The sequence below is a fragment of the Poseidonocella sedimentorum genome (assembly GCF_900116005.1).
Taxonomy (GTDB): Bacteria; Pseudomonadota; Alphaproteobacteria; order Rhodobacterales; family Rhodobacteraceae; genus Poseidonocella; species Poseidonocella sedimentorum.
This window is the reverse complement of sequence record NZ_FOYI01000004.1, coordinates 106,917-131,530: the sequence shown is the minus strand read 5'-3', so window position 1 is coordinate 131,530 and position 24,614 is coordinate 106,917. Positions and strand designations below refer to the sequence as shown.

The following is a 24,614-nucleotide window of genomic DNA, read 5'->3' as shown; positions in this document are numbered from 1 at the left end:
TTTCCTTTCAGATGTCCGTCGGGCCGGAGCGCGCGGCCAGAAAGGCGTCGAGCTCGGGCGTGGTGGGCATTGCGGGGGCGCAGCCGGGTTGGCTGACGACGATCGAGGCGCAGGCAGAGCCGCGCAGGACGGCCTCTTTCAGGGGGCGCTCCTCGGCGATGGCGGCCAGAAGTCCGGCCATGAAGCTGTCGCCGGCGCCGTTGGGTTTGACGGCGGTGACGGGGTAGATCCCGGTGCGGATTTCCGCGCCACCCGCGAAGGTCAGCGCGCCTTCCTGCCCCATCTTGTAGATCACCAGCTTGCCCGCGGCGGCCAATTCGCGGGCCTTGTCGAGGCCTTTCTCGATGCCGCCCGCCATGAAGCCGAACTCCTCGTCGTTGCCGACAATGAGATCGCTCTCTTCGCCCGCGCGGGTCAAGACCTCGGCGGCGACTTCGGGCGATGGCCAGCTGTAGGGGCGGTAATCGATGTCGAAGATCACCGGGATCCCGGCGGCGCGGGCGTTCTCGAAGGCGCGGAAGGTGCTGGAGCGCGATGGCTCGGCGGCAAAGACCGTCCCGGCGGTGATCAGCGCGCCGAAACTGCTGTAATCGACGCGGTCCACGTCCTCTTCCGTCACCTGAAAATCCACCGCGTTGTTGCGATAGATGCAGAGCTGGAAGTCGTCCATCGTGCTTTCATAGACCGCAAGCGAGACGCGGTATTCGCCGCGCAATACCTTGATATATTGCGTATCGACGCCGTAGTGGCGCAGCCGGTTGGTACAGAACCGGCCCACGTTGTCGTCGCTGACCGAGGTGATCAGCGCCGATTGCATACCCAGCTTGCACAGCCCGGCACAGATGTTGGCCGACGATCCGCCCAGGTCGGCGCGGAAGGTCTCGGCGTGCTCGGCCTTGGTGCCGGCGGGGTCGGCATACATGTCCATGCCCGCCCGCCCGAAGACCGCGAAATTGCCCTTGCGGATACCGTTGATCAGGTGGTCCGACATCAGACACCCCTCCGCTGGCGGGAGCGGGTCGATTCCCACTCCTCATGCGCCGCGCGCACCCGGTCGCTCTTGGTGATGTGCGGCGTGCCGACCTCCCACCAGGCATGGCCCTCGGTGGTCCAGCCCTCATAGGCATCGACGTCCATGACGATCACCGTGGTCTTGTCCGAGGCCTTGGCGCGCTTGAACGCCTCGCCGAGCTCAGCAGGGTTGGCGACCTTTTCGGCCTCGGCTCCCATCGCGGCCGCATGGGCCACGAAATCGACGCCGAAGGGCTGCGGGATGGTCGGACAATCTTCGAGCAGGTTGTTGAAGCTCTCGTTGCCGGTGTTGTTCTGCAGCTTGTTGATGACGGCAAACCCGCCGTTGTCGAGCAGCATGATGATGAGCTTCTTCTGGCTCAGGACGCTGGAATAGATGTCGGAGTTGAGCATCATGTAGGAGCCGTCGCCGCAGAAGGTGATGGTGTCCTGCTCCGGCTCCTGTTCGGCTTGCGCGATACGCGCGCCCCAGGCGCCCGCGATCTCGTAGCCCATGCAGGAGAAGCCGAATTCGACATCGACCGTACCCGTCTCAAGCGTGCGCCAGTTGGCGGTCACCTCCGCGGGCAGCCCACCGGCCGCCGCGACCACCCGATCGCGCGGATCGCAAAGATCGTTCACCACGCCGATGGCCTGCGCATAGGAGTTCGGGCGGTTGCCGGGTTTGACGTTCTCGGCGACATAGGCGTCCCATTTGCCGCGCGCCTCCTGTGCGAAGCTGACCCAGCTCTCCGGCGCGGTGTAGTCCAGCGCCTTGTCCAGTGCGGCGAGCGACAGTTTCGCGTCGCCCACGACGGGCAGCGACATGTGCTTGCCCGCGTCATGCCGCGCGGCATTGAGGCCGATGATCTGCGCGTCCTTGGCGAAGGCCGTCCAGGAGCCGGTGGTGAAATCCTGCAGCCGCGTGCCGACGGCGAGGATCACATCGGCCCGTTCCGCGATCGCGTTGGCGCTGTCCGATCCGGTGACACCGATCGGGCCGATGTTGAGCGGATGCGTCGCCACCATGTTGGCGCGCCCGGCGATTGTCTCGACCACCGGGATCTGATGCGCTTCGGCGAACCCTTTCAGCTCCGCCACGGCGCGGGAATATTGCACCCCGCCACCGGCGATGATCATCGGGCGCTGGGCGCCCTTGAGCGCGGCGACCGCATCGGCGATCTCGGCCGTATCGGGCGACTGGCGGCGGATCCGGTGGACCTTCCTGGCGAAAAACGCCTCGGGGTAGTCATAGGTCCAGCCCTGCACATCCTGCGGCAAGCCGATGAAGGCCGGCCCGCAATCGGCGGGGTCCAGCATCGTCGCGAGCGCATTGGGCAGGGACTGAATCACCTGCGCCGGGTGGCAGATACGGTCCCAGTAGCGCGTCACGGGCTTGAATGCATCGTTCACGCCAAAGGTCGGATCGTAGTAATTCTCCATCTGCTGGAGCACCGGGTCGGGCAGGCGGGTGATGAATGTATCGCCGCAGAGCATCAGCATCGGCAGGCGGTTGGCATGGGCCAGCCCTGCCGCGGTCAGCAGGTTCGCGGTGCCGGGGCCTGCGGAGGCGGTGCAGAACATGAAGCGCTGGCGCAGCCATTGCTTGGCGTAGCCGGCGGCGGCGAATCCCATGCTGGTCTCGTTCTGGCCGCGATAGAGCGGCAAGGCGTCCTGCACGCCGTGCAGCGCCTCGCCGAGGCAGGTCACGTTGCCGTGGCCGAAGATGCCGAAACCGCCACCGCAGACACGCATCTCCTGCCCTTCGATGTCGATATACTGATTGGACAGCCAGCGAATGATCGCTTGGGCCGTGGTCAGCCGGATGGTGCCATCTGTCGTGCTCATGTGCGCGAACCCTCCCTGGTAAATCCTTGCAGCCGGTCGATTGCGGCTTGCGAGATGTGTAGACTCACGATACAACTTTTGCAACCGGTTGCAAACCGTATTCGCGAAAAAAGGGAGGGGAGGCGATGGCTGAAATCGGCATCGGCATCTTGGGCGGCGGCTACATGGGCAAGGCGCATGCTGTGGCCATGTCCTCCGTGGGGGCGCTGTTCAACACCGCGCTACGCCCGCGGCTCGAGATGGTCTGCGCCTCTACACCTCAGAGCGCGGAGCGGTATCGCAAGGCGTATGGCTTTTCGCGCGCCACCGACGACTGGCGCGCGCTCGTGGCCGACCCGGGTGTTGAAGCCATCATCATCGCAACGCCGCAGGAAACCCACCGCGAGATCGCGGAAGCGGCATTTGCGCGTGGCAAACCAGTGTTTTGCGAAAAACCCCTCGGCGCATCTCTAGAGGACAGTGCGGCCATGGTCGCTGCAGCCGAGGCCGCTGGCGCGGTGAACATGGTGGGCTTCAACTATATCCGCACGCCGGCCAGCCAGTTTGCGCGCAAGCTCATCGCCGGCGGTGAAATCGGCGATATCACCTGGTTTCGCGGCGAGCATACCGAAGATTTTCTCGCCGATCCCGAGGCGCCGGCGAGCTGGCGCACGCAGGGCATGGCCAACGGCACGATGGGAGATCTGGCCCCGCACATGATCAATGGCGCGCTCGCGTTGATGGGGCCGATCACCCGCGTGATGGGCATTCATGAAACCGTTCACAAGACGCGCCCCGGCGGCGCGGTGACCAACGATGACCATGCCCAGATGATGTGCAGGTTCGAAAACGGCGCCATGGGCCAGATGTATTTCAGCCGCGTCGCGACCGGCCGCAAGATGGGCTATGCCTACGAGATTTCGGGCACCAAGGGCGCGATCCGCTTCGATCAGGAAGATCAGAACGCGCTCTGGCTCTACCGGATGGAGGGTCCTGAGGCGACGCGCGGATTTACCAAGATCCTGACGGGCCCGGCCCACCCCGATTACGAGCCCTTCTGTCAGGGGCCGGGGCATGGCACCGGGTATCAGGACCAGATCATCATCGAGGCCAAGGACTTCCTGACCGCGATCGACGCGGGCGAGGCGCTCTGGCCCACGTTCCGGGACGGGCACGAGGTCAACCGAGTGATCGCCGCGTCGCTGGCCTCCGCCGTAGCGGGGGCATGGATGGAAATCAACGAATTCTGATGACAGGAGACATCACGCAATGACGATCAGAATTGGCAACGCTCCCTGTTCCTGGGGCGTCGAGTTCGCAGACGACAAACGCAACCCGACCTGGCAGCATGTCCTCAAGGAATGCGCCGAGGCGGGCTACACGGGGATCGAGCTTGGCCCCGTCGGCTTCATGCCCGAAGATCCCGCAATGCTGCGCGATGGGCTGGAGGCGCACGGATTGGAGCTGATCGGCGGCGTCGTCTTTCGCCCCTATCACGATCCGGCGGCCTGGGAAGATGTTCTCGACGCCACCCATCGTACCGCGAAGGCGCTCAAGGCGCATGGCGCCGAGCATATGGTCCTGATCGATTCGATCTCGCCGCGCCGTGCGCCCACCGCGGGCCGCGCCGGCGAGGCCGAGCAGATGGACAGCGCAGAATGGGCCGCCTATCGCGACCGGATCGCGGAAAGCGCGCGGATCGGCGCCGAAGAGTACGGGCTGACTGTCGGCATCCACGCCCATGCGGCGGGCTTCATGGATTTCGAGCCGGAGCTCGAACGCCTGCTGGACGAGGTGGACGAGAAGATCCTCAAGATCTGCTTTGACACCGGCCACCATTCCTATGCCGGCTTTGACCCGGTGGCCTTCATGAAAAAGCACATCTCGCGAATTTCATACATGCATTTCAAGGACATAGATCCCAAGGTGAAGGCTCGGGTGATCGAAAGCCGCACCGGATTTTACGATGCCTGCGGTCAGGGGATCTTCTGCAATCTCGGCGAGGGCGATGTGGACTTTCCCGCCGTGCGCCAGGTCCTGCTTGATGCCGGTTTCACAGGGTGGTGCACGGTCGAGCAGGATTGCGATCCGACGCTCGACCCCGACACGTTGGGCGACGCGCGCAAGAACCGCGAATACCTCGAATCCATCGGTTTCGTCTGAGGAGACAGAAGATGAGCAAACTGAACTGGGGCATGATCGGCGGCGGCGAAGGCAGCCAGATCGGGCCCGCCCACCGGCTCGGCGCACAGGCCGACGGCCGTTTCAACTTTGCCGCCGGCGCGCTGGATCACCGGCCCGAAGAGGGCCGCGCCTATGCGCAGCGGCTGGGGATCGCGGCCGACCGGGCCTATGGCGACTGGACAGAGATGCTGGCGGGTGAAAAGGGGCGCGACGATCGGATCGATCTGGTGACGGTGGCCACGCCCAACGCCACCCATTTCGAGATCGCCAAAGCCTTTCTCGAAGCGGGTTTCAACGTGTTGTGCGAAAAGCCGATGACCATGACGGTCGAAGAGGGCGAGGAGATCGTCCGCGTGGCCGAGGCATCCGGCAAGATCTGCGCGGTGAACTACTGCTATTCCGCCTATCCGATGGTGCGCCAGGCGCGGGCGATGGTGCGCGCCGGCGAGATCGGCAAAGTCCGGCTGGTTGTCACCAACTTCAGCCACGGCCACCACGGCGACGCCACCGATGCGGATAACCCCCGCGTGCGCTGGCGCTATGATCCCAAGATGGCGGGGGTCTCGGGCCAGTTCGCCGATTGCGGCATCCACGCGCTGCACATGGCGAGCTTCGTCTGCGACGACGAGGTGGAAACGCTCTCGGCCGATTTTGCCTCGACCATCCCCTCGCGCGAGCTGGAAGATGACGCGATGGTCAATTTCCGCATGGCGGGCGGCACGGTCGGGCGGCTCTGGACCTCATCCGTCGCGATCGGGCGGCAGCACGGGTTCGACATCCAGATCTTCGGCGAGACCGGGGGCCTTCGCTGGGCATCGGAGCAGCCTAACCAGCTGATCTACACGCCCGTCGGCGGCCGCACCCAGATCATCGAGAAGGGCGAGGGCGGGTTGCATGCGGAGGCGCAGCGGCTCAGCCGCGTGTCGATCGCGCACCCTGAAGGCTTCCCGCTGGCAGTGGCCAACATCTACTGCGATCTTGCCGATGCGATTGCGGGCGAGACCCGGGACGGATTGCCCGGCGCGGAGGCGGGCGTGCGGTCGATGGCGGCGGTGCATACCGCGGTGGCCTCGGCCAAGCAGAGCGGCGCGTGGATGGACGCGCGCCCGCCGATGTTCCGCTGACTCTAGGGAGCGGGGCGCAGGGTGCCCCGCTCCACCACCGTGCAGGAGAAGATGCGCGCCTCCGGGTAGCGGTCCCGGTCTTCCAGCGTGGCCGCCATCAACTCGATGGAGGAGGTCACGATCTGGCGAATGGGCTGGTGAATGGTCGTCAGATCGATGTTCGCCCAGCCGGCCATTTCCATGTCATTCAGCCCCAGGATCCCGACATCGCCCGGGCAATCCAGCCCGCTGTCGCGGATCGCCGAGAGCGCGCCGATCGACAGAACATCGTCACCGCCGAAATAGGCCTCTGCCGGCTGGCCCTTGAGCAGGCGCAGCATCTCGCTCCGCCCGGCATCGAAGGAATAGGCGCCGGCAAAAGAGTAGGAGACCTTGATCTTCGGGTAGGCCGCGAGTTCCGACACGAACCCGGTGTAGCGGTCCTGAGTCGAGGTGGCGGATTCCGGGCCGCCCATGAAGCCGACGTGGGAATAGCCCCGCGCGACCAGTGTCCGCGCAGCCAGGCGCCCGGCTTCGCGGTTGTCGATCCCCACAACATGCACTTCGGGCGCCGAGGAATAGCGGCCAAAGGCATGCACGACGGGCACGCCCGCATCGCGAAACGCCTTGGCGAACCCGGGCGGCAAGGTCGAGGAGGCAACGATCACCCCGTCGACCGAATATTGCCGCAGCATCCGGACGGAGGCTTCGGGGTCGGTCTCCTCCGACAGGTTGACGAGCAGGGGCCGCAGCTCCCGGTCCTGAAGCCCGCGCGTGAAAAGGTCGAAGACCTCAAGGAAAATCGGGTTGTGGAAGTTGTTCGACACCAGCCCGATCAGCTTGGTCCGGCCGGTGGTGAGCGACGAGGCGAGTGCGTTGGGGCTGTAGCCCAGCTCGCGCGCGGCCTTTTCGACCTTGCGCCGCATCGCCTCAGAGACCGAGGCGCCATCGGTAAAGGTCCGGGACACCGCAGAGCGCGAAACTCCGGCTCTTTCCGCAACCTCTTTCAATGTCACCGCCATCAAGATGCACCCGTACTCCACTGTGTTTTCGATATCTTATCCCAATTCTGCCGGCGGAAAAGCAGATTCGCCAGAAATAATATGCAACCGGTTGCAACAAATCTGACTTGCTGTTACGTTAGGTGACGAGAGGCGGGTTCGGTCCGTCTCTAAAATCGGGACTTCAGGGAGGAAGCCATGAAATCGATCATCACGAAACTCGCTCTGGCCACGGCGGTTGCCGCGGTGCCGCTGGTCGCGGCCACGGGCGCGTCTGCCGAAGGTGAGAAATACGTTCTCGTCAGCCACGCTCCGGACAGCGACAGCTGGTGGAACACCATCAAGAACGGCATCGCGCTGGCAGGCGAGCAGATGGGCGTCGAGGTCGAGTATCGCAACCCGCCGACCGGCGACCTTGCTGACATGGCGCGCATCATCGATCAGGCCGCGGCCTCCGGCCCGCACGGCATCATCACCACGCTGGCGGACCCGGACATCCTCGAAGGCCCGATCCGCAACGCGATCGACAGCGGCATCGACGTCATCATCATGAACACCGGCTCGCCCGAAAAGGCCCGCGAAATCGGCGCTCTGATGTATGTCGGCCAGCCGGAATACGACGCGGGCTATGCCGCTGGCCTGCGCGCCAAGGGCGATGGCATCGAATCGTTCCTCTGTGTGAACCACTACATCGTGCAGCCCTCCTCGCAGGAACGCTGCCAGGGGTTCGCGGACGGTCTGGGCGTCGAGCTTGGCAACCAGATGATCGATGCCGGGCAAGATCCGGGCGAGATCAAGAACCGCGTTCTGGCCTATCTCTCGGCCAACCCCGACACCGACGCCGTGCTGACCCTCGGGCCGACCTCGGCCGATCCGACGCTGCTGGCGCTGGAAGAAAACGGCATGGCCGGCGACATCTACTTCGGCACCTTCGACCTTGGCGGCGAGATCGTCGAGGGCATCAAGAACGGCGTCATCCAGTGGGGCATCGACCAGCAGCCCTTCCTCCAGGCCTACCTTCCGGTTGTGGTCATGACGAACTACCACCGCTACGGCGTCCTGCCGGGCAACAACATCAACTCCGGCCCCGGCTTCGTGACCGCCGACGGCCTTGAAAAGATCGAGCAATTCGCGGGCGAATACCGCTAATTCTCACCTCGGAAGGGGGCCGCCCCGGCGGCGCCCTTCCCCCACCCTCGTTCCTGAAAACCAAGTCATTGGGGAGATGTCGCATGACAAACGCGACCCAACCCACGGCCGCTTCCGACGAACGCATCAAGGATATTTCCGCGTTTCGAAACGCGATGATCCGCCCCGAGCTGGGTGGCATCGTCGGAACCGTCGCCGTGTTCACGTTCTTTTTGCTATTCGCTTTCGACAGCGGGATGTTCAACAGCCAAGGCGTCATGAACTGGTCGATCGTTTCGGCGCAATTCATGATCATCGCGGTTGGCGCGTGTCTGCTGATGATCGCTGGCGAGTTCGACCTTTCCGTGGGCTCGATGATCGGGTTCGCAGGCATGATGATCGCGATTTTCTCGGTCACATACGGCTGGCCGGTCTGGCTCGCCATCATGACGACCTTCGTGCTCTGCACGGCCATCGGCGCGTTCAACGGCTGGATCGTCATCCGCACCGGGCTTCCCAGCTTCATCGTGACGCTGGCCTTCCTGTTCATCCTGCGCGGCTTCACGATCTTCCTGCCCCAGGTGATCGAGCGCAAGACGATCATCGGCGGCATCCTCGACGTGGCCGAAGGCGACTGGCTCGCCCCGATTTTCGGCGGCAAGATCCTGCAGGGTGTCTTCACCTGGCTCGGGGATGCGGGCATCATCGCCACGTTCGAGCGCGGCACCAAACAGGGTCAACCGGTCGTTGACGGCGTCCCGATGCTGATCGTCTGGGCCATTGTGCTGGTCATCTTCGGCCATGTGCTGCTGACCAAGACCAAGTTCGGCAACTGGATCTTCGCCGCCGGGGGCGACGCGGAAGCCGCGCGCAATTCCGGCGTCCCGGTCAATCGGGTCAAGATCCTCATGTTCATGTTCACGGCCTTCTGCGCGACGGTTTTCGCTGTCTGTCAGGTCATGGAGTTCGGCTCCGCCGGCGCGGACCGGGGGCTGCTCAAGGAGTTCGAGGCGATCATCGCGGTGGTCATCGGCGGCGCGCTCCTGACGGGCGGCTACGGCTCGGTCCTCGGGGCGGCGCTCGGCGCGCTGATCTTCGGTGTCGTGCAACAGGGGTTGTTCTTTGCCGGGGTCGAAAGCTCGCTCTTCCGGGTGTTCCTGGGGGTGATCCTGCTGGGGGCCGTGATCCTGAACACCTACATCCGCCGCATCATCACCGGGGAGCGTTGATATGGCTCAGGACAGCACATTCCACCACGGCGAGACGGCCAGTGCCGCGCCGATCATCGAGATGAGGAACATCGAAAAGCATTTCGGCCGCGTGATCGCGCTGGCCGGTGTGAGCTTCGATGTGCGGCCCGGCGAGTGTCACTGCCTTCTGGGCGACAATGGCGCCGGCAAGTCGACCTTCATCAAGACGATGTCGGGCGTTCACAAGCCGACCGCGGGCGAGATCTTTTTCGAAGGCAAGCCGATGCGCTTCGAAGATCCGCGCGATGCGATCGAGGCCGGGATTGCCACGGTGCACCAGCACCTTGCGATGATCCCGTTGATGAGCGTCAGCCGCAACTTCTTCATGGGCAACGAGCCCGAGAAGAAGGTGGCGGGGATCAGCTTTTTCGACAAGAAGAAGGCCGACGAGGTGACCATGGAGGAGATGCGCAAGATGGGCATCAACCTGCGCGGGCCCGATCAGGCGGTCGGCACGCTTTCGGGCGGCGAGCGACAGACCGTCGCGATTGCCCGGGCGGTTCATTTCGGCGCCAAGATCCTGATCCTGGACGAGCCAACCTCGGCGCTTGGCGTGCGCCAGACGTCGAACGTACTGGCCACGATCGACCGGGTCCGCAAGCAGGGGATTGGCGTCGTCTTCATCAGCCACAATGTGCGCCATGCGCTGGCCGTGGGCGACCGGTTCACCGTGCTCAATCGCGGGCAGACCCTGGGGACGGCGACGCGCGGCGAGATCTCGCCCGAGGAGCTGCAGGACCTCATGGCCGGTGGGCAGGAGCTTGCGCAGCTCGAAGGATCGCTGGGCGGCACTGTCTAAGAGCGGCCTGACCTGGTAAAAGTCCCGAGGCCCCCCGCGTGGGCCTCGGGGAAGCTACTTGCCCGAGCCCGTTCCGCGGCCAGCCCAAGCCGCACCGCGCGCACCCCATTCCCGAGCTCGACCTTGAGCCCGAATGGACTGGATCCTGTCCCGCCAAGGCGCAGTTGCGCTTTTCCGCTGCCGACCGGTATGACTGCGGCACATCCCTGCGAGGGCGGAACTCCTCTGCACCGAAGGGCCGGACCGAAAGACAGGAGCGCAGCCATGCCCTTTGCCCCCATCGACACAGAGATCACCATCCAGCAGCTGACCGACGATCCCTATCCGGTCTACAAGCGGCTGCGCGCCGAGCGGCCGGTGCTGCGGGTCGAGGCGGTCAAGCGGACCTTGCTTACCAAGGCCGAGGATTGCCGCATGGTGAAGGACAACCCCGCGCTGTTCAGCTCCAACGATCCCTCGACCCCGATGGAAAAGGCCTTCGAGGCGCATACGCTGATGCGCAAGGATGGCGAAGAGCACATGCGCGAACGTCTGGCGATGACGCCGAGCTTTTCGGCGCGGAACCTCAAGGGGATCTGGTCGCCCGCCTATGAGGCCCATGCCCATGCCTATCTCGACCGCCTGCCGCGCGGCGAGGTGGTGGACTTGTTCCCGGCTCTGGCCGGCCCGCTTTCGGCGCGGATCCTCGCCGAGGTGCTCGGCATTCCCGACGCGACCGACACCCAGATGCAGCATTGGTCGCAGGCGCTGATCGACGGGGCAGGGAATTTCGGCTGGTTCGATGAGCCGTTCGAGCGGGTGGCGGCGGCCAATGTCGAGATGAACGCCTGTATCGCGGCCAATGCAGAGCGCCTGCGGGCCGATCCGGATCAATCGGCGCTCTCGGTGATGGTCAATGCCGAAGATCCCATCGCCTGGAGCCAGATCCTCGCCAATATCAAGATCGCCATCGGCGGCGGCATCAACGAGCCGCGCGATGCAATGCTGACGATCCTCTTCGGGCTGCTGCAGGCCCCGGAGCAGCTGGTGGCGCTGAAGGTGTCCGGCGAGTGGGGCAAGGCCTTCGAAGAGGGGGTCCGCTGGGTCGCGCCGATCCAGGCCAGCTCACGGCTCGTCATGGAGGACACCGAAATCCGCGGAATCACGATCCCCAGGGGCGAGGTCGTCATGACGATTCAGGCCTCCGCCAACCACGACGAAGAGCGCTTCGACGCCCCCGAGACCTTCAACGTCTTCCGCGAGCGCAACATCCACCAGAGTTTCGGCAGCGGCCCGCACCATTGCATGGGCACGCATATGGCGCGGCTGATGGTGGGCAAGATCCTGTTGCCGCTGATCTTCGAGCGCTTCCCCGACATGGAGCTGGTCGATCCGGCGAGCGTGGTCTGGAAGGGCTTTGGCTTTCGCGGGCCGCTCAACCTGCCGGTGCGGCTCAACTGAAGCGCGGCGTGCCCTTCTGGCGCCATCCGGGAGGGGCTAGTCGAAATACTCCGAATGCTTCTCGTGGATCTCGATGATCGCCTCGTCCAGACGGCCCAGATGGCGGCGGAAGACCTTTTCGACTTTCTCCGCCGAGCCCTCCGCGAGCGCCGCTGCGATGTCCTGATGATCGACAAGAACCGCTGAGACTTCGTCCTCCCGCGCGAGGCTGAGCATGCACAGCCGCTCCACCTTCTGCTTGCATTGCATGAGTGTCTTGAAGGCGAGCGGATGGCCGGCAAGGGTGCAGATCATCTGGTGGAATTCGTAGTCGAGCTTGTGGAACCGGTCGATCTGGATCGCCGCGATGGCGGCGCGCTGGCGCTCGATGTTGGCCTCCAGCTTCTGGTGATGCTCCGGCGTCCAGTTGGCGCAGGCCAGCCGCGCAATCTCCAACTCGATGGCCAGCCGGATGAACCGGACGTTCTTGATTTCGGGCATGGAGAAGCCGCTGACGACCGTCGCCCGCTGCGGCCTGATCCGCAGGAGTTGCAGGTTGCTGAGCCGGTTGAACGCATCGCGCACGGGTTGGCGCGACACGCCGAGATTTGCGGCCACTTCGGCTTCGGAAATGCGCGTCCCCGGCAGGATCTTCAGCGTCTGGATCTGCTCGTGCAGCGCATCGAAGACCATGTCGGTCGTGGTGCGCGGCGCGATCTGGTCTGCAGCTTCGAGCATCGCGTCCCTCCTCTTCGGCATTTTGATCGGCGCTCTGGATAAACCGGTTTGCGGCGGAGTGCACGATCGAGCGGCCAACATGGCCCTTCGTGTCCGGATCGGAGCGAAGAAATTTCTGTTGACTTTGTTGGGATACTAGTCACCAATAACCTGTAGTCAAGGTGCTTGTTGCCCGGGAGGGCCCTGCCGATCATGACTGCATAGGGAGGAAATGATGCTTAAGAAACTGACGACATTCTGTGTCGGCGCAGCCACTGTTGCCATGCTCGGATCCGGGGCCATGGCCGACACCTGGCGCGCCTGGAACATTCACAACGACGGCCACCCCAACACCGCCGCGATGGATCGCTTTGCCGAGCTTGTGGCCGAGAAGACCGGCGGCGAGATCACCGTGGATGTCTTCCACGGCGGCGTTCTCGGCTCGCAGCCCGACGCCATCGAACAGGTGCGGATCGGCGCGATCGACATCGGCAATTTCAACCTCGGTCCCATCGGCCAGATCGTGAACGAGGCGAACCTCGTCTCGCTGCCGTTCATCTTCAAGAGCGTGCCGCACATGTTCCGTGTGCTCGACGGCGAAGCGGGCGGGATCATGGCGGAGGCCATGGGCGAGGCGGGCATCCTGCCGATCGCATGGGTCGACGCCGGCGCGCGCTCCTTCTATGCGCAAAAGCCGATCGAGACTCCGGCCGACGTCGAGGGGCTCAAGATCCGCGTGATGAACAACGATCTCTACACCGCGATGATCTCCGCGATGGGCGGCAACCCGTCGCCGATGGCCTTCGGCGAGGTGCAACAGGCGCTCAAGACCGGCGTCGTGGATGGGGCGGAAAACAACTTCCCGTCCTTCCGCAGCGTGGGCCACTACGAGGTCGCGAGCCACTATTCGCTCTCCGAGCACCTGATCATCCCCGAGTGCATCTGCGTCAACACCACCAAGTTCAACGCTTTGTCCGATGAGATGCAGTCGGCCGTGCGCGCCGCGGCGGAAGAGGCCGCGCTCTATCAGCGCGAGCTCTGGGCCGTCGGGTCCGAAAAAGCCCGCTCGGAGGTGGAGGCCGCCGGGATCGTCGTGACCGAGATCGCGGACAAGACCCCGTTCCAGGACGCGATGGCCTCGGTCTACAACGACTATCTCGCCGCCAATCCCGAGATGGCCAAGCTGGTCGAGATCGCCCAATCCACGGACTGATGTCCACGGATTGATCGCGCCCCGGCTGCGCATCCTTCGCCCGGCGCCGACCCACCGGCGCCGGGCCATCCCCCAGCCATCAGTGTGACACAATGCAAGACCCCGAACTTCCCGTGTTCCTGCGGGTGATGGATCAGTGCTATGACCTCATCGCCCGGCTCTGCCAGATCATCGCCGGAACCGCGCTCGTCGTCATGACCGGCATCTTCGCCTGGCTCGTCTTCGGCCGCTACGTGCTCAACGACACGCCCACCTGGGTGGAACAGGTCTCGTTGCTGCTGGTGATGGTCATCGCCTTTTTCGGCGCCGCCGTCGGGGTCCGCGAGCATACCCACCTCTCGGTCATAATTTTTCGCAACATGGTGCCCGCGCCGGTACGGCTTGGCATGGTGATCCTGTCGGATCTGCTGATGCTGATCTTCGGGGCGCTGATGTTCTGGTACGGCTGGGAGCTCACCTTATTCAAATGGAAGGCCCTGATCCCGCTGATCCAATGGTCCGAGGGGCTCCGCTCCTTGCCGATGACCATCGCGGGCGTGCTGCTCTTTCTGTTTTCCGCAGGCCACCTCATCCGGGTGCTGCTCGGGCGCGACACGCGCCAAGACACGTTCGAACAGGGATAAATCATGGGCTTTCTTCTTCTCATGGGCGCGTTCGCCGGTTGTGTGATCATCGGCGTTCCGGTGGCCTTCGCCCTCGGGCTCGCCGCCATCGCCGCCTTCTGGCACGAGGGCCTGCCGCTCTTCGTCGGGTTCCAGCGCATCGTCGCGGGGATCAACGTCTATTCCTTCATGGCGATCCCGTTCTTCATCTTCGCGGGCGAATTGATGTTCCACGGCGGCATCGCCCAGCGGCTGGTCCGCTTCGCCCAGGCCGCGGTCGGGGCCGTGCGCGGCGGGCTGGGGATCGTCAACGTCTTCTCCTCGATGCTCTTCGGTGGCATCTCGGGCTCGGCGATCGCCGACATCTCGGCGCTTGGCTCGATCCTCGTGCCGGTGATGAAGGACAAGGGCTATGACGCCGACTACGCGGTCAACGTCACGGTCACATCCTCCATCGCCGGGATCATCATCCCCCCGAGCCACAACATGATCATCTTCGCGCTGGCCACCGGCGGCGCGGTGTCGATCTCCAAGCTGTTTCTCGCCGGTGTCGTGCCAGGCATCCTGATGTGCCTGTGCCTCGCCGTCGCGGCTTATATCGTCGCGGTCAAACGCGGCTACCGCGCCGAGCGCTTTCCCGGCTGGACCGCGCTGGCGCTCAGCTTCGCCGGGGCGATCCCGGGGTTGCTCACGGCAGTGATCATCGTCGGTGGTGTGCTCTCGGGCATCTTCACCGTGACCGAATCCGGCGCGTTCGGCGCGATGTACGCCCTCGTGGTCACCGCGCTCATCTATCGCAGCCTCACTTGGGAGAAGTTCAAGACCGCCGTGGTCTCCGCTGTGCGGACCACCTCGATGGTCACGATCCTGATCGCCTGCGCCGGCGCCTTCGCCTACATGTTGACCTTCTACCGCGTGCCCGACAACACGGTGAAATTCCTGCTCAGCATCACCGAAAACCCGATCCTCATCCTGCTGATGATCAACGGCGTGCTGCTGCTGCTCGGCATGATCATGGACATGGCGGCGCTGATCCTGATCTGTACGCCGATCTTCCTGCCGGTGATGCAGAGCCTCGGCATCGACCCGGTGCAATTCGGCATGATCCTGCTGGTCAACCTCGGGCTCGGCCTGTGCACCCCGCCGGTCGGGACCTGTCTCTTCGTCGGCTGCGCGGTCGGCAAGCTGCCGATGGAGACGGCGGTCCGCACGATCTGGCCCTTCTACCTCGCGATCCTCGTGGCCTTGATGCTCATCACCTTCGTGCCCGCCATCTCGATGACCCTGCCGAACCTGCTGATCCGCTAAGCTCGCGGCCTTCGGCGCCGCGGCGTTCCGGCTCTGTGATCCGGGGCGGGTCTGTGCGACAACCTCTCCAGAGACGCGGCGCCGGGCGCAGGTGCGGCGGCGCAGGGTGGGGCAACGAACGGACAGTCGAGCAGGCATGGCGAAGGACGAAAGCGGTGCGGCGCAGCGGCCCGGTTCGCGGCCCGGGTCTCAGATCGGCGCGCGGATTTTGGCCCCCGTGGCCCGGGAGCTTCGGATCGCGGGCTGGCTTTCCGTCCTCTCCGGCGCGCTCTGGCCCGTTCAGGCCGCGGCCATAGCCTGGGCCGTCTCGGGCTGGGCCGAAGGGGGGGCACCCTTCGAGCGCGCCTGGATCACAGCGGGCCTCTTCGTGCTCTGCGCGGCCCTGCGGGCTGGGCTGGAGCACCGCGCCGGGGCGCTGCTTTTCGACGCCGCCGACCAGACGATCGCACGCAATCGCGCCCGGCTTCTGACTCGCGAGGCGCGCGCGCCGACCGATGCGGGCTCGGCCAGGATCGCCTCGCTCACCGTCCAGAAACTCCAGCTCCTGCAACCGTGGATCACCCGCTACCACGTCGCCATGATGCGCGCCTCGGTGCTCCCGCTCCTGCTGTTGCTGCTCGCGACCTCCCAATCCTGGCTCGTTGGCCTGACGCTGCTGATCGCCGGTCCGCTCATCCCGGTTTTCATGGCGCTGGTGGGCATGGCCGCCGAAGACGCCTCGCGCCGGCAGATGAGCGAAATCGGGACGATGAACGACATGCTGATGGATCGGCTCTCGGCGATGCTCGACATCCGTCTCCTCGGGGCTGCGGATCGCACCGCGCTGGATTTCAGCGCCCGGGCCGAAGCCTTGCGCGCGTCCACGATGGGGGTGCTGAAAGTCGCGTTTTTGTCCTCGACCGTGCTGGAGCTTTTCTCGGCGCTCGGCGTTGCGATGGTGGCGGTTTTCGTGGGGTTCACGCTTTTGGGCGAGATCGGATTCGGCGGCTGGGGGGGCGGCCTTACACTGGGGCAGGGTCTGTTTTTGCTGCTCATCGCGCCCGAGTTTTTCCAACCGCTGCGCGACCTTGCCGCCGCATGGCACGACCGCGCCGCGGGCTTTGCCGTCGTGGCCGAGCTTGACGCGCTGGACGCCGCCGACCGGCGCCCGGTTCTGGGGCAGGTGCGGCGCGCGGTGCCGCTGGCGGGGGCGATATCCGTGCAAACCCGCGCCGCGCGTGCCGCGCTTCCGGGCCGGGTGGTGCCGCTTCCCGACCTGACGCTGCGAGCCGGACAGAGCCTCGCGCTCACCGGGCCCAGCGGGGCGGGCAAGAGCACGGCCCTTTCGGCGCTCGCCGGTCTGGTCCCACTCGCCTCCGGCGCGCTGTCGGTCTGCGGCACGGCGCTGGACGATACCACGGCGGACGCATGGCGCGAACGGGTCGCCCTGATGCCGCAACGGCCGCATTTCTCCGATGAAACGCTGGGCGACTGGCTCGATACGCGGGGGACCGGGGCCGATCCCGCCGCCGCGCTGGCGCTGGCGGATGCGCGCGATGTGGTGCGCAGGCTGCCCGGCGGTCTGGAGGCGCGGCTTGGCGAGACCGGCGGGGGCGTCTCGGGCGGCGAGGCGCGTCGACTGCTGCTCGCCCGCGCCATCTTCACCGGCGCAGACCTCATCCTTGCGGATGAGCCGACCGCGGATCTCGACGCCGAGACGGCGGGCCGGATCATCGCCGCGCTGCGCAATCTGCAAGCGGAGGGCCGGACCATCATCGTCGCAACCCACGATCCCGCGCTCGCCGCCGCGATGGACGCGCAGCTGGAGCTTGGCCAATGAGCGCCCTTATTCGCATCGCGCGGCTGTTGGTGAGCGCAGACCCTTGGGCCATGGCGCGGGGCGCGGCGCTGTCGGTCGCGGTCCTGCTGATGGGCGCGGCGCTGCTGGGCCTCTCGGGCTGGTTCATCACCGCGACCGGCCTCGCGGGGCTCGTCGGGATCGGCATCGCCTTCGACGTCTTCCGCCCCTCCGCCGGGGTGCGTTTCCTCGCGCTCGGCCGCGCCGCCTCCCGCTACGGCGAGCGCCTGCTGACCCATGACGCGACCTTGCGGGCTCTCGCGGCGCTGCGCGTGACCCTGTTGCGCGGCTTTGCGCGGAGCGATGCGAAAACGCTCGCGCGGCTGCGCTCCGAGGGCGTCCTGACCCGCATCATCTCGGACGTGGACGCGCTCGATGGGGTGATCCTGCGGCTGATCCTGCCGCTGGCGGCCGCGGCTCTGACCCACGCGCTCGTCTTCTTCGCGCTCGTCTGGCTCGTCGGGGGGCCGGTCGCGGGGGTCATCCTTGCGGGCTACCTGCCCGGGCTCGCCCTGATCCTTTTGCGTCTCGGCCGGCGGAGCATCGCGCCCTCGTCCGTCGCCGAAGAGACCGCACAGGCCTTGCGCAGAGGCACCATCGCCATGATCCGGGATCGCGAGGCGCTTATCCTCGCCGCCACCTTGCCCGAGCGCGAAGCGGCGCTGCGCGATCTCGATGCGCGCGCCCGGCGGGCCGCCCGGCATCTGGATCAGGCCGAGCGCGGGGCGGCGGCCCACATGTCGATCCTCGTCGCGGTGGTGGCCATGGCGGCGTTCCTCGCCGGTGCGCTGCTCCTTGAGGCGCAGCAGGTCGGCCCGGCCACGGCGGTCATAGGGCTCTTCGTCGCACTGGCCCTCGCCGAAGCGGTCCTGCCCCTGCGGCGCGGGGTCGCCGAGCTGGGGCGCATGGTCGGCGCGGCCGCGCGCGTCGCCCCACGAACTGAGCTTCCCACAGGCGCGCCGCCGCGAGACGAGATTGCCGCCGCGCCCCTCCTGCGGCTGGAGACGCAGGGGCTCGATCTTGAGCTGGCAGCGGGCGCGGCGCTGGCCATCACCGGCGCGTCCGGGATCGGGAAAACCACGCTGATGCTGCGGATCTCGGGGCTGATCGAGGGTGAGGGCATCCGGATCAAGGGCACCGCGCCGCGCGATTGGCGGGAACCGGCGCTCCGGGCCGTGGTGACCGCCGTGCCGCAGCGCAGCGCGCTCATGGCCGGAACGATCCGCGAGAACCTCTGCCTTGCGGGGGATCACAGCGACGCCGAGCTCGACGCCGCGATCCACGCCGTTGCCCTCGCCGAAGACATCGCGGCGCGCGGCGGACTATCAAGCCGGCTCGGGGAGGGGGGCGCGGGGCTGTCGGGTGGTCAGGCGAGGCGGCTCTGCCTTGCCCGCGGTCTCCTCTGCGCCCCCGAAATCCTGCTGCTTGACGAGCCGACAGAAGGCCTCGACGCGCGGACCGCCGAGGCGGTCCTGACCGGCATCCGCGCGGCCCTGCCCGAGGCGCTGATCATCGCCGTCATGCATCGCGGGGCGGCGCACGGCATCTTTGACCGTGTGGTACGGCTGGCGGGCTGAGCGCCGACTAAACCGGCCGGCCGGGGCGCGTGCGGTAGGGCGGCAGGCTCCAGCCAAAGGCCAACCCGCCGCCGCGGATCACGAAGGCCGTGCAGACCCCGATGAGGGCTGCGAGCGTCGTCCCGAGCCCCAGCCCGACCAGCAACGTAAAGGCGCCGGCCCCGAGAGCGGCGGCGGTGATGTAGATCTCCTTGCGGCTGACGACCGTGGGCTCCCCGGCGATCACATCGCGGATGATCCCGCCGAGGGCCGCCGTCATCGTGCCCGACAGGACAGCGACGATCGGAGAGCCGGTGAGCATGAGCCCTTTTTCCGCGCCAAGCACCGAAAATGCGGACAGGGCGACAGCGTCGAGCCACAGCAAAGTGCCATAACGATACTCGATCAGATGGGCGAAGAAGTAGACCCCGACCGCGACCGCCACCGAGATCAGCACGTAGGAATGATCCGCCAGCCAGAACACCGGCGTGTCGAGGATCAGATCGCGCACCGTGCCCCCGCCGGTTGCGGTCACGACGGCGAAGAACAGGAAGGCCACGATGTCGAGTTCCTTGCGCGAGGCCACCAAAGCCCCCGTCGCGGCAAACAAGGCGACACCGGCAAAATCGAGAATATCGACGAAGGTCATGAGCGGGATCTCTCCGTTGTGAGTGCCTGGCAAATGGCCAGCCCGGTGTTTTGACACTGCGGGGGGGCCATCTGGCAAGGCAAATCGGCGGTCTTTGCGCCGACAGGGAGACGAGACGTGCAGGGCCTCGGCTCAGGATCGCACGCTATTTCGTCTCTCTTTCCGACGTGGTGCTGCGCGCGATGTATTCGACGGGGACGGTCACGCGGATCGATTTCTCGGAGTTTGCCACGAGGCTGTTGATTCCCTTCACCGCGGCCGAGATGACGGCAGTCATGTCCTGCGCGATCGTGCTGAGCCGGTAGGGCAGGTAGCTGGCCGTCTCGACGTTGTCGTATCCGATCAGCTGGTAATCTTCGGGCGCGGCGAGGGCGAACTCTTCCTCGGCGGTATCCTTGAACCCCATCGCCATCAGGTCGTTGCCGCAGAAGATTCCGTCGGGGCGGGTTCGGGCCGAGAAGAATTCGCGCGCGGCGCGGCGGCCGGCCTCGTAGCTGTGATCGCCGTCATAGGCGGCCATTGCCATCGCTCCGGCCTGTTCGAGCCCGGCGAGGAAACCGCGCAGGCGCTCTTCGCTGGCGTCCGGATCGTTGCCGCCCTGACCCGAGACAAAGGCGATTTTGCGGCAGCCGAGAGCCACGAGTTTCTCCGCCGCGAGACGCCCGCCTTCGTAGTGATCGCTGGTGACGAAATTCGCCGCCAGCCCGCGGATGCCACCGCGATTGAGGATGACCGTCGGCGTTCCGCGTTGCGAGCAGAGGGTGAGAACGCTGGAGGGGGGCATGAAACCGGTCATGACCACCGCGGAGGGCAGGTGGCTGAGGATCGCCTCGATCCGCGCGCTGGCGCTGCGGGCGTTGGGCACCTGAAAGACCAGCGGCAGGTTTCCCTCGCGCTCCAACTCGCGGATCAGCCGGCTCATGATGCCGGCGCGCATCGGGTTGGTCACATCGCGCACGATCACGGCGATCACATGGGGATATTCGCGCATCATCAGCCGCGCGGCCGTGGTCGGGCGATAGCCGAGCTCATGCGCCAGTTTCAACACCCGGCGGCGCACATCCGGCGAGATGCGCGACATCGGGTCGAAGGCCCGCGAGACGGTCGAGCGCGAGACGTTCAGCCGGTCCGCGATATGGAGCGCCGTTACCTTCTGTGTCACACCGCGCCCCTCTCAACGCGCCGGATTGGTAAGCAGGACCTTGATATGCTCCTCGGACCGGAACGAGGCGCTGAAGGCGTCAAGCACGGAGGTCAACGGGAAGCGCCCGGTGATGATCGGGCCGGGATCGATCACCCCCTCGACGAGCATTCGGGCGGAGCTTTCGAAGACGTTGTTCTGGCGGAAGGTCGACACGAGGTCGATCTCGCGCGCGGTCATCTGGTTGAACGGCACATCGCAATTCTGCGACGGGATCATCCCGACCAGAACGGCCCGGCCGCCGCGGCGGGTCATGCGGATCACGTCGCTGAAGGCCGACGCATGGCCCGAGGCCTCGAAGGCCACGTCGAAGGCGCCGCCGCGGGCGTCGATCGCGGGCACGACATCGCCCATCTGGGGCGCCATCACATCGCTCGCGCCCATCTTCAGAACGCGGTCCCGGCGAAAGGCGCTGGGGTCCGACACGCAGATCCGCGCGGCCCCCGCGGCGCGCACCACCGCCGCGATGAGCGCGCCGATCGTGCCCGCTCCGGCGATCACCACGTCGCGCCCCAGCATCGGGCCGGCCCGCGCCACGGCATGGACCGCGACCGAGAGCGGCTCGGTCACGCAGAGCAATTCGTGGGGCGTCTCCCCGGGGGCCTTCACGCAGCGCTGCTCGGCGACCACGAAGCTTTCGCGGTAGCCGCCGTCGAGATGAGGATCATGGCTGGCCGAGCCCATGAACGCCACTTTGCGGCACAGGTTGTTGCGCCCGGCGCGGCAATCGGAGCACTGGCCGCAGACCAACGCGGGATCAATCACCACCCGGTCGCCGGGGCTCAGGCGCGCCACCTCCGACCCGCAGTCGATGACATCGCCGCTCATTTCATGGCCGAGCGCGAAGGGCGTCTTGAGGACGAAATTCCCCATTCGGGCATTGTGGAAATAGTGTTGGTCCGAGCCGCAGATCCCGGCGGCCCCGAGGCGCACGCGCACGTCACGCGGGCCGAGCGGTTCGGCCGGGACTGGCTCGAGGCGGAGATCCTTGGGCCCATGCAGAACGGCGCCGAGCGGAGCGGATGGTGTCACTGGAGGCCTCCGTTGAGGATGTTGGGAAGGGCGGTGCTCAGGCCCGGGATGAAGAGCAGGGCCAGCAGGGTCAGCAAAAGCGGCGCGAGGAACAACAGCAGGCTGCGGCTGACGAAACCCGGTGTGACATCCGCCACCTTGGCCAGAACGAAGATGACCATGCCGACCGGCGGCGTGAGCAGGCCCAGCATCAGGTTGAACATGAAGAAGATGCCGAACTGGATCGGATCGACGCCGAGCGCGGTGGCGGTCGGCAGCAGGATCGGCACGAGGATGGTGATCGCCGCGATCATGTCGAGAAAGCACCCGACGATGAGCGTCACGGCGGCAACGATGAAGAGGAACGCCCAGGGGCTCGATGTCACGCCGGTCACCGCATCTTGCACCATGCGGCCGACGTTGTTGGCGGTGAGCAGCCAGGAAAAGATCGCGGAGCCCGCCACGATGATCAGGATCGAGCAACTCGTGGCGGCGGTCTCCCGGCTGATCCGGGTAAAATCGCCCAGGCTCATGGAGCGGAAGACGACCGTGCTGAGGATCAGCGCATAGGCCGAGGCCGCCACCGCCGCTTCGGTCGGGGTGAAGACGCCGGTCATGATTCCGCCGATGATCAGCGCCGGGGTCAGGAGCGGAAAAATCGCCCTGCGGCCGCGCGAAAGGACGGTTGCGACATTGAAGGCCAGGCTCGGCTCATAGCCGCGGCGCCAGGAGATGACGAAGATCGTGAGGCTCATCAGGACCGCGAGGAAGACACCGGGGAGGATCCCCGCAAGAAACAGGCTGCCGATGGATTCCGAGGCGACAACGCCATAGATGATGAGCGGCAGGGACGGCGGGATGAGCGGCCCGATGATCGAGCTGGCGCCGGTGATGCCGATGGAGAAATCGTCGTCATAGCCCGCTTCGCGCATCGCCTTGACCTCTATCGCTCCGAGCCCGCCCACATCGGCGACGGCAGAGCCCGACATGCCCGAGAAAAGCACGCTCGCGGCGACGTTCACATGGCCGAGCCCGCCCTTCATCCAGCCGACGACAGCATCGGCAAAGCCGAAGATCCGTTCGGTCACGCCGCCCACGTTCATCACCGCGCCGGCGAAGACGAAGAAGGGGATGGCCAGCAGGGTAAAACTGTCGACGCCGTTGATCATGCGAAAGAGGACCTGCGGCGTGCCGAGCCCTTCGGTCAGGAGCAGGTAGGACATCGAGGCCCCCACCAGCGCGAGGCCGACGGGGATGCGCAGAAGGAGAAGCACGGCGAGCGTGATAAAGAGGATGCTCACGGCCGGCCCTCCAGCGGGGCGCCCTGCAGGCGGTCGGAGAGCCTCAGGACAGTGGCGGCGAGGTTGAGGACGAGCCCGGTGAACACGATGTAGTAGATCACCGATTTCGGCAGCGGGAGCGTGCTCATCGCCTGTCCCGATAGCTGGGCGAGGGCCCAGGCCTGCCAAGCAAGCGTGCCGATGATGACGATCTGGATGATCTCGGCGAGGCTTTCGAACCAGGGGCGCGCGCCGGCGGGCATGAGCCCGACAAACATGTCGATGGCGATATGCTCGCCGCGGCGGGTCACGACCGGCAGGCCGAGAAAGGCCACCGAGATCATCAGGTATCGCGCCAGTTCCTCGGTCCAGCCCAGCGGCATGTTGAGGAAGTAGCGAAAGAAAAACTGTGCGAAGACAGCAAGCCCGAGCGCCCAGAAGGCCGCGAGCAGGCAGCTCTCTTCAACCAGACCGACAAGTTTGCGCATTCTGTCCCCCTCCCCAGACGGAAATCGGGCGGGGCACATGGCGCCCCGCCCCGTAGCGCCGATCAATCGGCCAAGGCTGTGACGCGGTTCACCAGGTCTTCACCCCATTCGGCCTTGACGGCGGGAATGACGAGCTCGGCGAACGGCTCGCGGTCAACATCGACGATCTCGACCTCATCGCCGGCGCGGAACTTGTCGAAGAGCTCCTCCTCGCGGGCGACGATCTTGTCGCTGAACAAGGACGACGCCTCGCGCGTGATCTCGGTAAAGAGCGCTTTCTCTTCTTCGGTCAGCTTTGACCAGAGCGGGCCGCCAAAGACCGACACGACCGAGGAGGTGATGTGGCTGGTGCGCGCGACGTAGTTCTGAACCTCGTAGAACTTGTTCGATTCGATGATGGTGATCGGGTTTTCCTGGCCCTCCACGACGCCCTGCTGGAGCGCGAGGTAGACTTCGGCAAAGGAGATCGGCGTCGGGTTCGCGCCGACGGCGGTCGGGAAGATCTTCCACAGCGGCGCATTGGCCACGCGGATTTTCATCCCCTCCATGTCCGCGGGGCTTTCGATCTTGTCCTGTGAGCTGGTCTGGCGCGATCCGAAGTAGAGGATCGAGGTCACCTTGTTGCCGGTCTTGTCGAAATAGCCCTGCGTCACCTCATCGAAAATCTCGCTGTCCTGGTAGGTTTTCCAGTGCGCGTAGCTCTTCCAGATGAAGGGCGCTTCCGAGATCGCCATGGGCTTGTGGAACTGGCCGAGGAAGGTCGGGCCGGTATAGGCCATCTGGATCGAGCCGATCTGCAGGCCCTCGGTGATGGTTTCCTCGTTGCCGAGCTGCGAGCTTGGGAAGACATCGACCACATAGGCGCCATCGGTGCGCTCTTCGATCTGGTCCGCGATCCATTCGGCGGCTTCATTGTAAAGTGTATTCGCTTCATAGACATGCGCGAATTTCAGCGTTTCCTGCGCCAGAACCGGCGTCGAGATCAGGCCGACAACGGCCGTCAGAATAGCAAGTTTCATGGTCCCCTCCC

General features: G+C 65.6%; 22 protein-coding genes. 12 read left to right on the top strand and 10 right to left on the bottom strand.

Features of this window, described 5'->3' with window-relative positions:
* Nucleotides 1-7 precede the first annotated feature (7 nt).
* Together iolC and iolD are read right to left on the bottom strand one after the other, a co-directional pair.
* Nucleotides 8-991 (bottom strand): 5-dehydro-2-deoxygluconokinase, encoded by a 984-nt coding sequence (gene iolC / locus BM353_RS07590; RefSeq protein ID WP_092078822.1) that lies wholly within the window; start codon nt 989-991, stop codon nt 8-10.
* Nucleotides 991-2,859 (bottom strand): 3D-(3,5/4)-trihydroxycyclohexane-1,2-dione acylhydrolase (decyclizing), encoded by a 1,869-nt coding sequence (iolD, locus tag BM353_RS07585; protein ID WP_092078819.1) that lies wholly within the window; start codon nt 2,857-2,859, stop codon nt 991-993. The genes iolC and iolD overlap by 1 nt, the downstream gene beginning before the upstream one ends.
* 125 nt (nt 2,860-2,984) lie before the next feature.
* On the opposite strand from iolD, the gene BM353_RS07580 reads away from it, so the two are divergent.
* The 3 genes from BM353_RS07580 to BM353_RS07570 are packed head-to-tail and all read left to right on the top strand — an operon-like array spanning nt 2,985 to nt 6,146.
* A complete protein-coding gene (locus BM353_RS07580; protein ID WP_092078816.1) occupies nt 2,985-4,088 on the top strand; it encodes a Gfo/Idh/MocA family protein in 1,104 nt (367 codons plus the stop codon).
* Between the two features lie 19 nt (nt 4,089-4,107).
* Complete coding sequence (locus BM353_RS07575; protein WP_092078813.1) at nt 4,108-5,001, top strand: TIM barrel protein; 894 nt, start codon at nt 4,108-4,110, stop codon at nt 4,999-5,001.
* Nucleotides 5,002-5,012: 11 nt separating this feature from the next.
* A complete protein-coding gene (locus BM353_RS07570) occupies nt 5,013-6,146 on the top strand; it encodes a Gfo/Idh/MocA family protein (RefSeq protein WP_092078810.1) in 1,134 nt (377 codons plus the stop codon).
* A 2-nt stretch (nt 6,147-6,148) separates the two neighbouring features.
* Here the strand turns inward: BM353_RS07570 and BM353_RS07565 are convergent, their stop codons facing one another.
* Nucleotides 6,149-7,147, bottom strand: a complete 999-nt coding sequence (locus tag BM353_RS07565; protein ID WP_092078808.1) for a LacI family DNA-binding transcriptional regulator — start codon at nt 7,145-7,147, stop codon at nt 6,149-6,151.
* 177 nt (nt 7,148-7,324) lie between these two features.
* Here BM353_RS07565 and BM353_RS07560 point away from each other — a divergent pair, with 177 nt between their 5' ends.
* From BM353_RS07560 to BM353_RS07545, 4 genes are all read left to right on the top strand, one after another.
* Nucleotides 7,325-8,275 carry a sugar ABC transporter substrate-binding protein gene (locus BM353_RS07560; RefSeq protein ID WP_092078806.1) on the top strand — a complete coding sequence of 317 codons (951 nt, stop codon included), beginning with the start codon at nt 7,325-7,327 and terminating at the stop codon, nt 8,273-8,275.
* Between the two features lie 83 nt (nt 8,276-8,358).
* Nucleotides 8,359-9,483, top strand: coding sequence for an ABC transporter permease (locus tag BM353_RS07555; RefSeq protein WP_092078803.1), 1,125 nt, complete (start codon nt 8,359-8,361; stop codon nt 9,481-9,483).
* A 1-nt stretch (nt 9,484) separates the two neighbouring features.
* Nucleotides 9,485-10,303: an ATP-binding cassette domain-containing protein gene (locus BM353_RS07550; RefSeq protein WP_092078800.1), complete on the top strand. Its 819-nt coding sequence runs from the start codon at nt 9,485-9,487 to the stop codon at nt 10,301-10,303.
* Between the two features lie 264 nt (nt 10,304-10,567).
* Nucleotides 10,568-11,743, top strand: a complete 1,176-nt coding sequence (locus BM353_RS07545) for a cytochrome P450 (protein ID WP_092078797.1) — start codon at nt 10,568-10,570, stop codon at nt 11,741-11,743.
* A gap of 36 nt (nt 11,744-11,779) precedes the next feature.
* On the opposite strand, the gene BM353_RS07540 is transcribed toward BM353_RS07545, so the two are convergent.
* Nucleotides 11,780-12,460: a GntR family transcriptional regulator gene (locus BM353_RS07540; protein ID WP_177220489.1), complete on the bottom strand. Its 681-nt coding sequence runs from the start codon at nt 12,458-12,460 to the stop codon at nt 11,780-11,782.
* 262 nt (nt 12,461-12,722) lie between these two features.
* On the opposite strand from BM353_RS07540, the gene BM353_RS07535 reads away from it, so the two are divergent.
* The 5 genes from BM353_RS07535 (at nt 12,723) to BM353_RS07515 (ending at nt 18,976) form a co-directional block, all read left to right on the top strand.
* Nucleotides 12,723-13,652 carry a TRAP transporter substrate-binding protein gene (locus BM353_RS07535; RefSeq protein ID WP_245759598.1) on the top strand — a complete coding sequence of 310 codons (930 nt, stop codon included), beginning with the start codon at nt 12,723-12,725 and terminating at the stop codon, nt 13,650-13,652.
* A 92-nt stretch (nt 13,653-13,744) separates the two neighbouring features.
* Nucleotides 13,745-14,275, top strand: coding sequence for a TRAP transporter small permease (locus BM353_RS07530; RefSeq protein ID WP_092078788.1), 531 nt, complete (start codon nt 13,745-13,747; stop codon nt 14,273-14,275).
* Between the two features lie 3 nt (nt 14,276-14,278).
* On the top strand, nt 14,279-15,562 hold the full coding sequence (locus tag BM353_RS07525; RefSeq protein WP_092078786.1) for a TRAP transporter large permease: 1,284 nt from the start codon (nt 14,279-14,281) through the stop codon (nt 15,560-15,562).
* Between the two features lie 136 nt (nt 15,563-15,698).
* Nucleotides 15,699-17,381: an ABC transporter ATP-binding protein/permease gene (locus BM353_RS07520; RefSeq protein ID WP_092078784.1), complete on the top strand. Its 1,683-nt coding sequence runs from the start codon at nt 15,699-15,701 to the stop codon at nt 17,379-17,381.
* Nucleotides 17,378-18,976, top strand: coding sequence for an ATP-binding cassette domain-containing protein (locus tag BM353_RS07515; RefSeq protein WP_092078782.1), 1,599 nt, complete (start codon nt 17,378-17,380; stop codon nt 18,974-18,976). Before BM353_RS07520 ends, BM353_RS07515 begins: the two co-directional genes overlap by 4 nt.
* 7 nt (nt 18,977-18,983) lie before the next feature.
* On the opposite strand, the gene BM353_RS07510 is transcribed toward BM353_RS07515, so the two are convergent.
* The 6 genes from BM353_RS07510 to BM353_RS07485 all read right to left on the bottom strand — a co-directional run bounded on the left by BM353_RS07510 (nt 18,984) and on the right by BM353_RS07485 (nt 24,603).
* Complete coding sequence (locus BM353_RS07510; RefSeq protein ID WP_092078779.1) at nt 18,984-19,604, bottom strand: trimeric intracellular cation channel family protein; 621 nt, start codon at nt 19,602-19,604, stop codon at nt 18,984-18,986.
* Between the two features lie 145 nt (nt 19,605-19,749).
* Nucleotides 19,750-20,766: a LacI family DNA-binding transcriptional regulator gene (locus BM353_RS07505; protein WP_092078777.1), complete on the bottom strand. Its 1,017-nt coding sequence runs from the start codon at nt 20,764-20,766 to the stop codon at nt 19,750-19,752.
* A 12-nt stretch (nt 20,767-20,778) separates the two neighbouring features.
* Nucleotides 20,779-21,837: an alcohol dehydrogenase catalytic domain-containing protein gene (locus tag BM353_RS07500; protein WP_092078774.1), complete on the bottom strand. Its 1,059-nt coding sequence runs from the start codon at nt 21,835-21,837 to the stop codon at nt 20,779-20,781.
* A complete protein-coding gene (locus tag BM353_RS07495; protein ID WP_092078771.1) occupies nt 21,834-23,117 on the bottom strand; it encodes a TRAP transporter large permease in 1,284 nt (427 codons plus the stop codon). The genes BM353_RS07500 and BM353_RS07495 overlap by 4 nt, the downstream gene beginning before the upstream one ends.
* Complete coding sequence (locus tag BM353_RS07490) at nt 23,114-23,584, bottom strand: TRAP transporter small permease (RefSeq protein WP_177220488.1); 471 nt, start codon at nt 23,582-23,584, stop codon at nt 23,114-23,116. The genes BM353_RS07495 and BM353_RS07490 overlap by 4 nt, the downstream gene beginning before the upstream one ends.
* A 62-nt stretch (nt 23,585-23,646) precedes the next feature.
* Complete coding sequence (locus BM353_RS07485; protein ID WP_092078766.1) at nt 23,647-24,603, bottom strand: DctP family TRAP transporter solute-binding subunit; 957 nt, start codon at nt 24,601-24,603, stop codon at nt 23,647-23,649.
* Nucleotides 24,604-24,614: the final 11 nt, after the last annotated feature.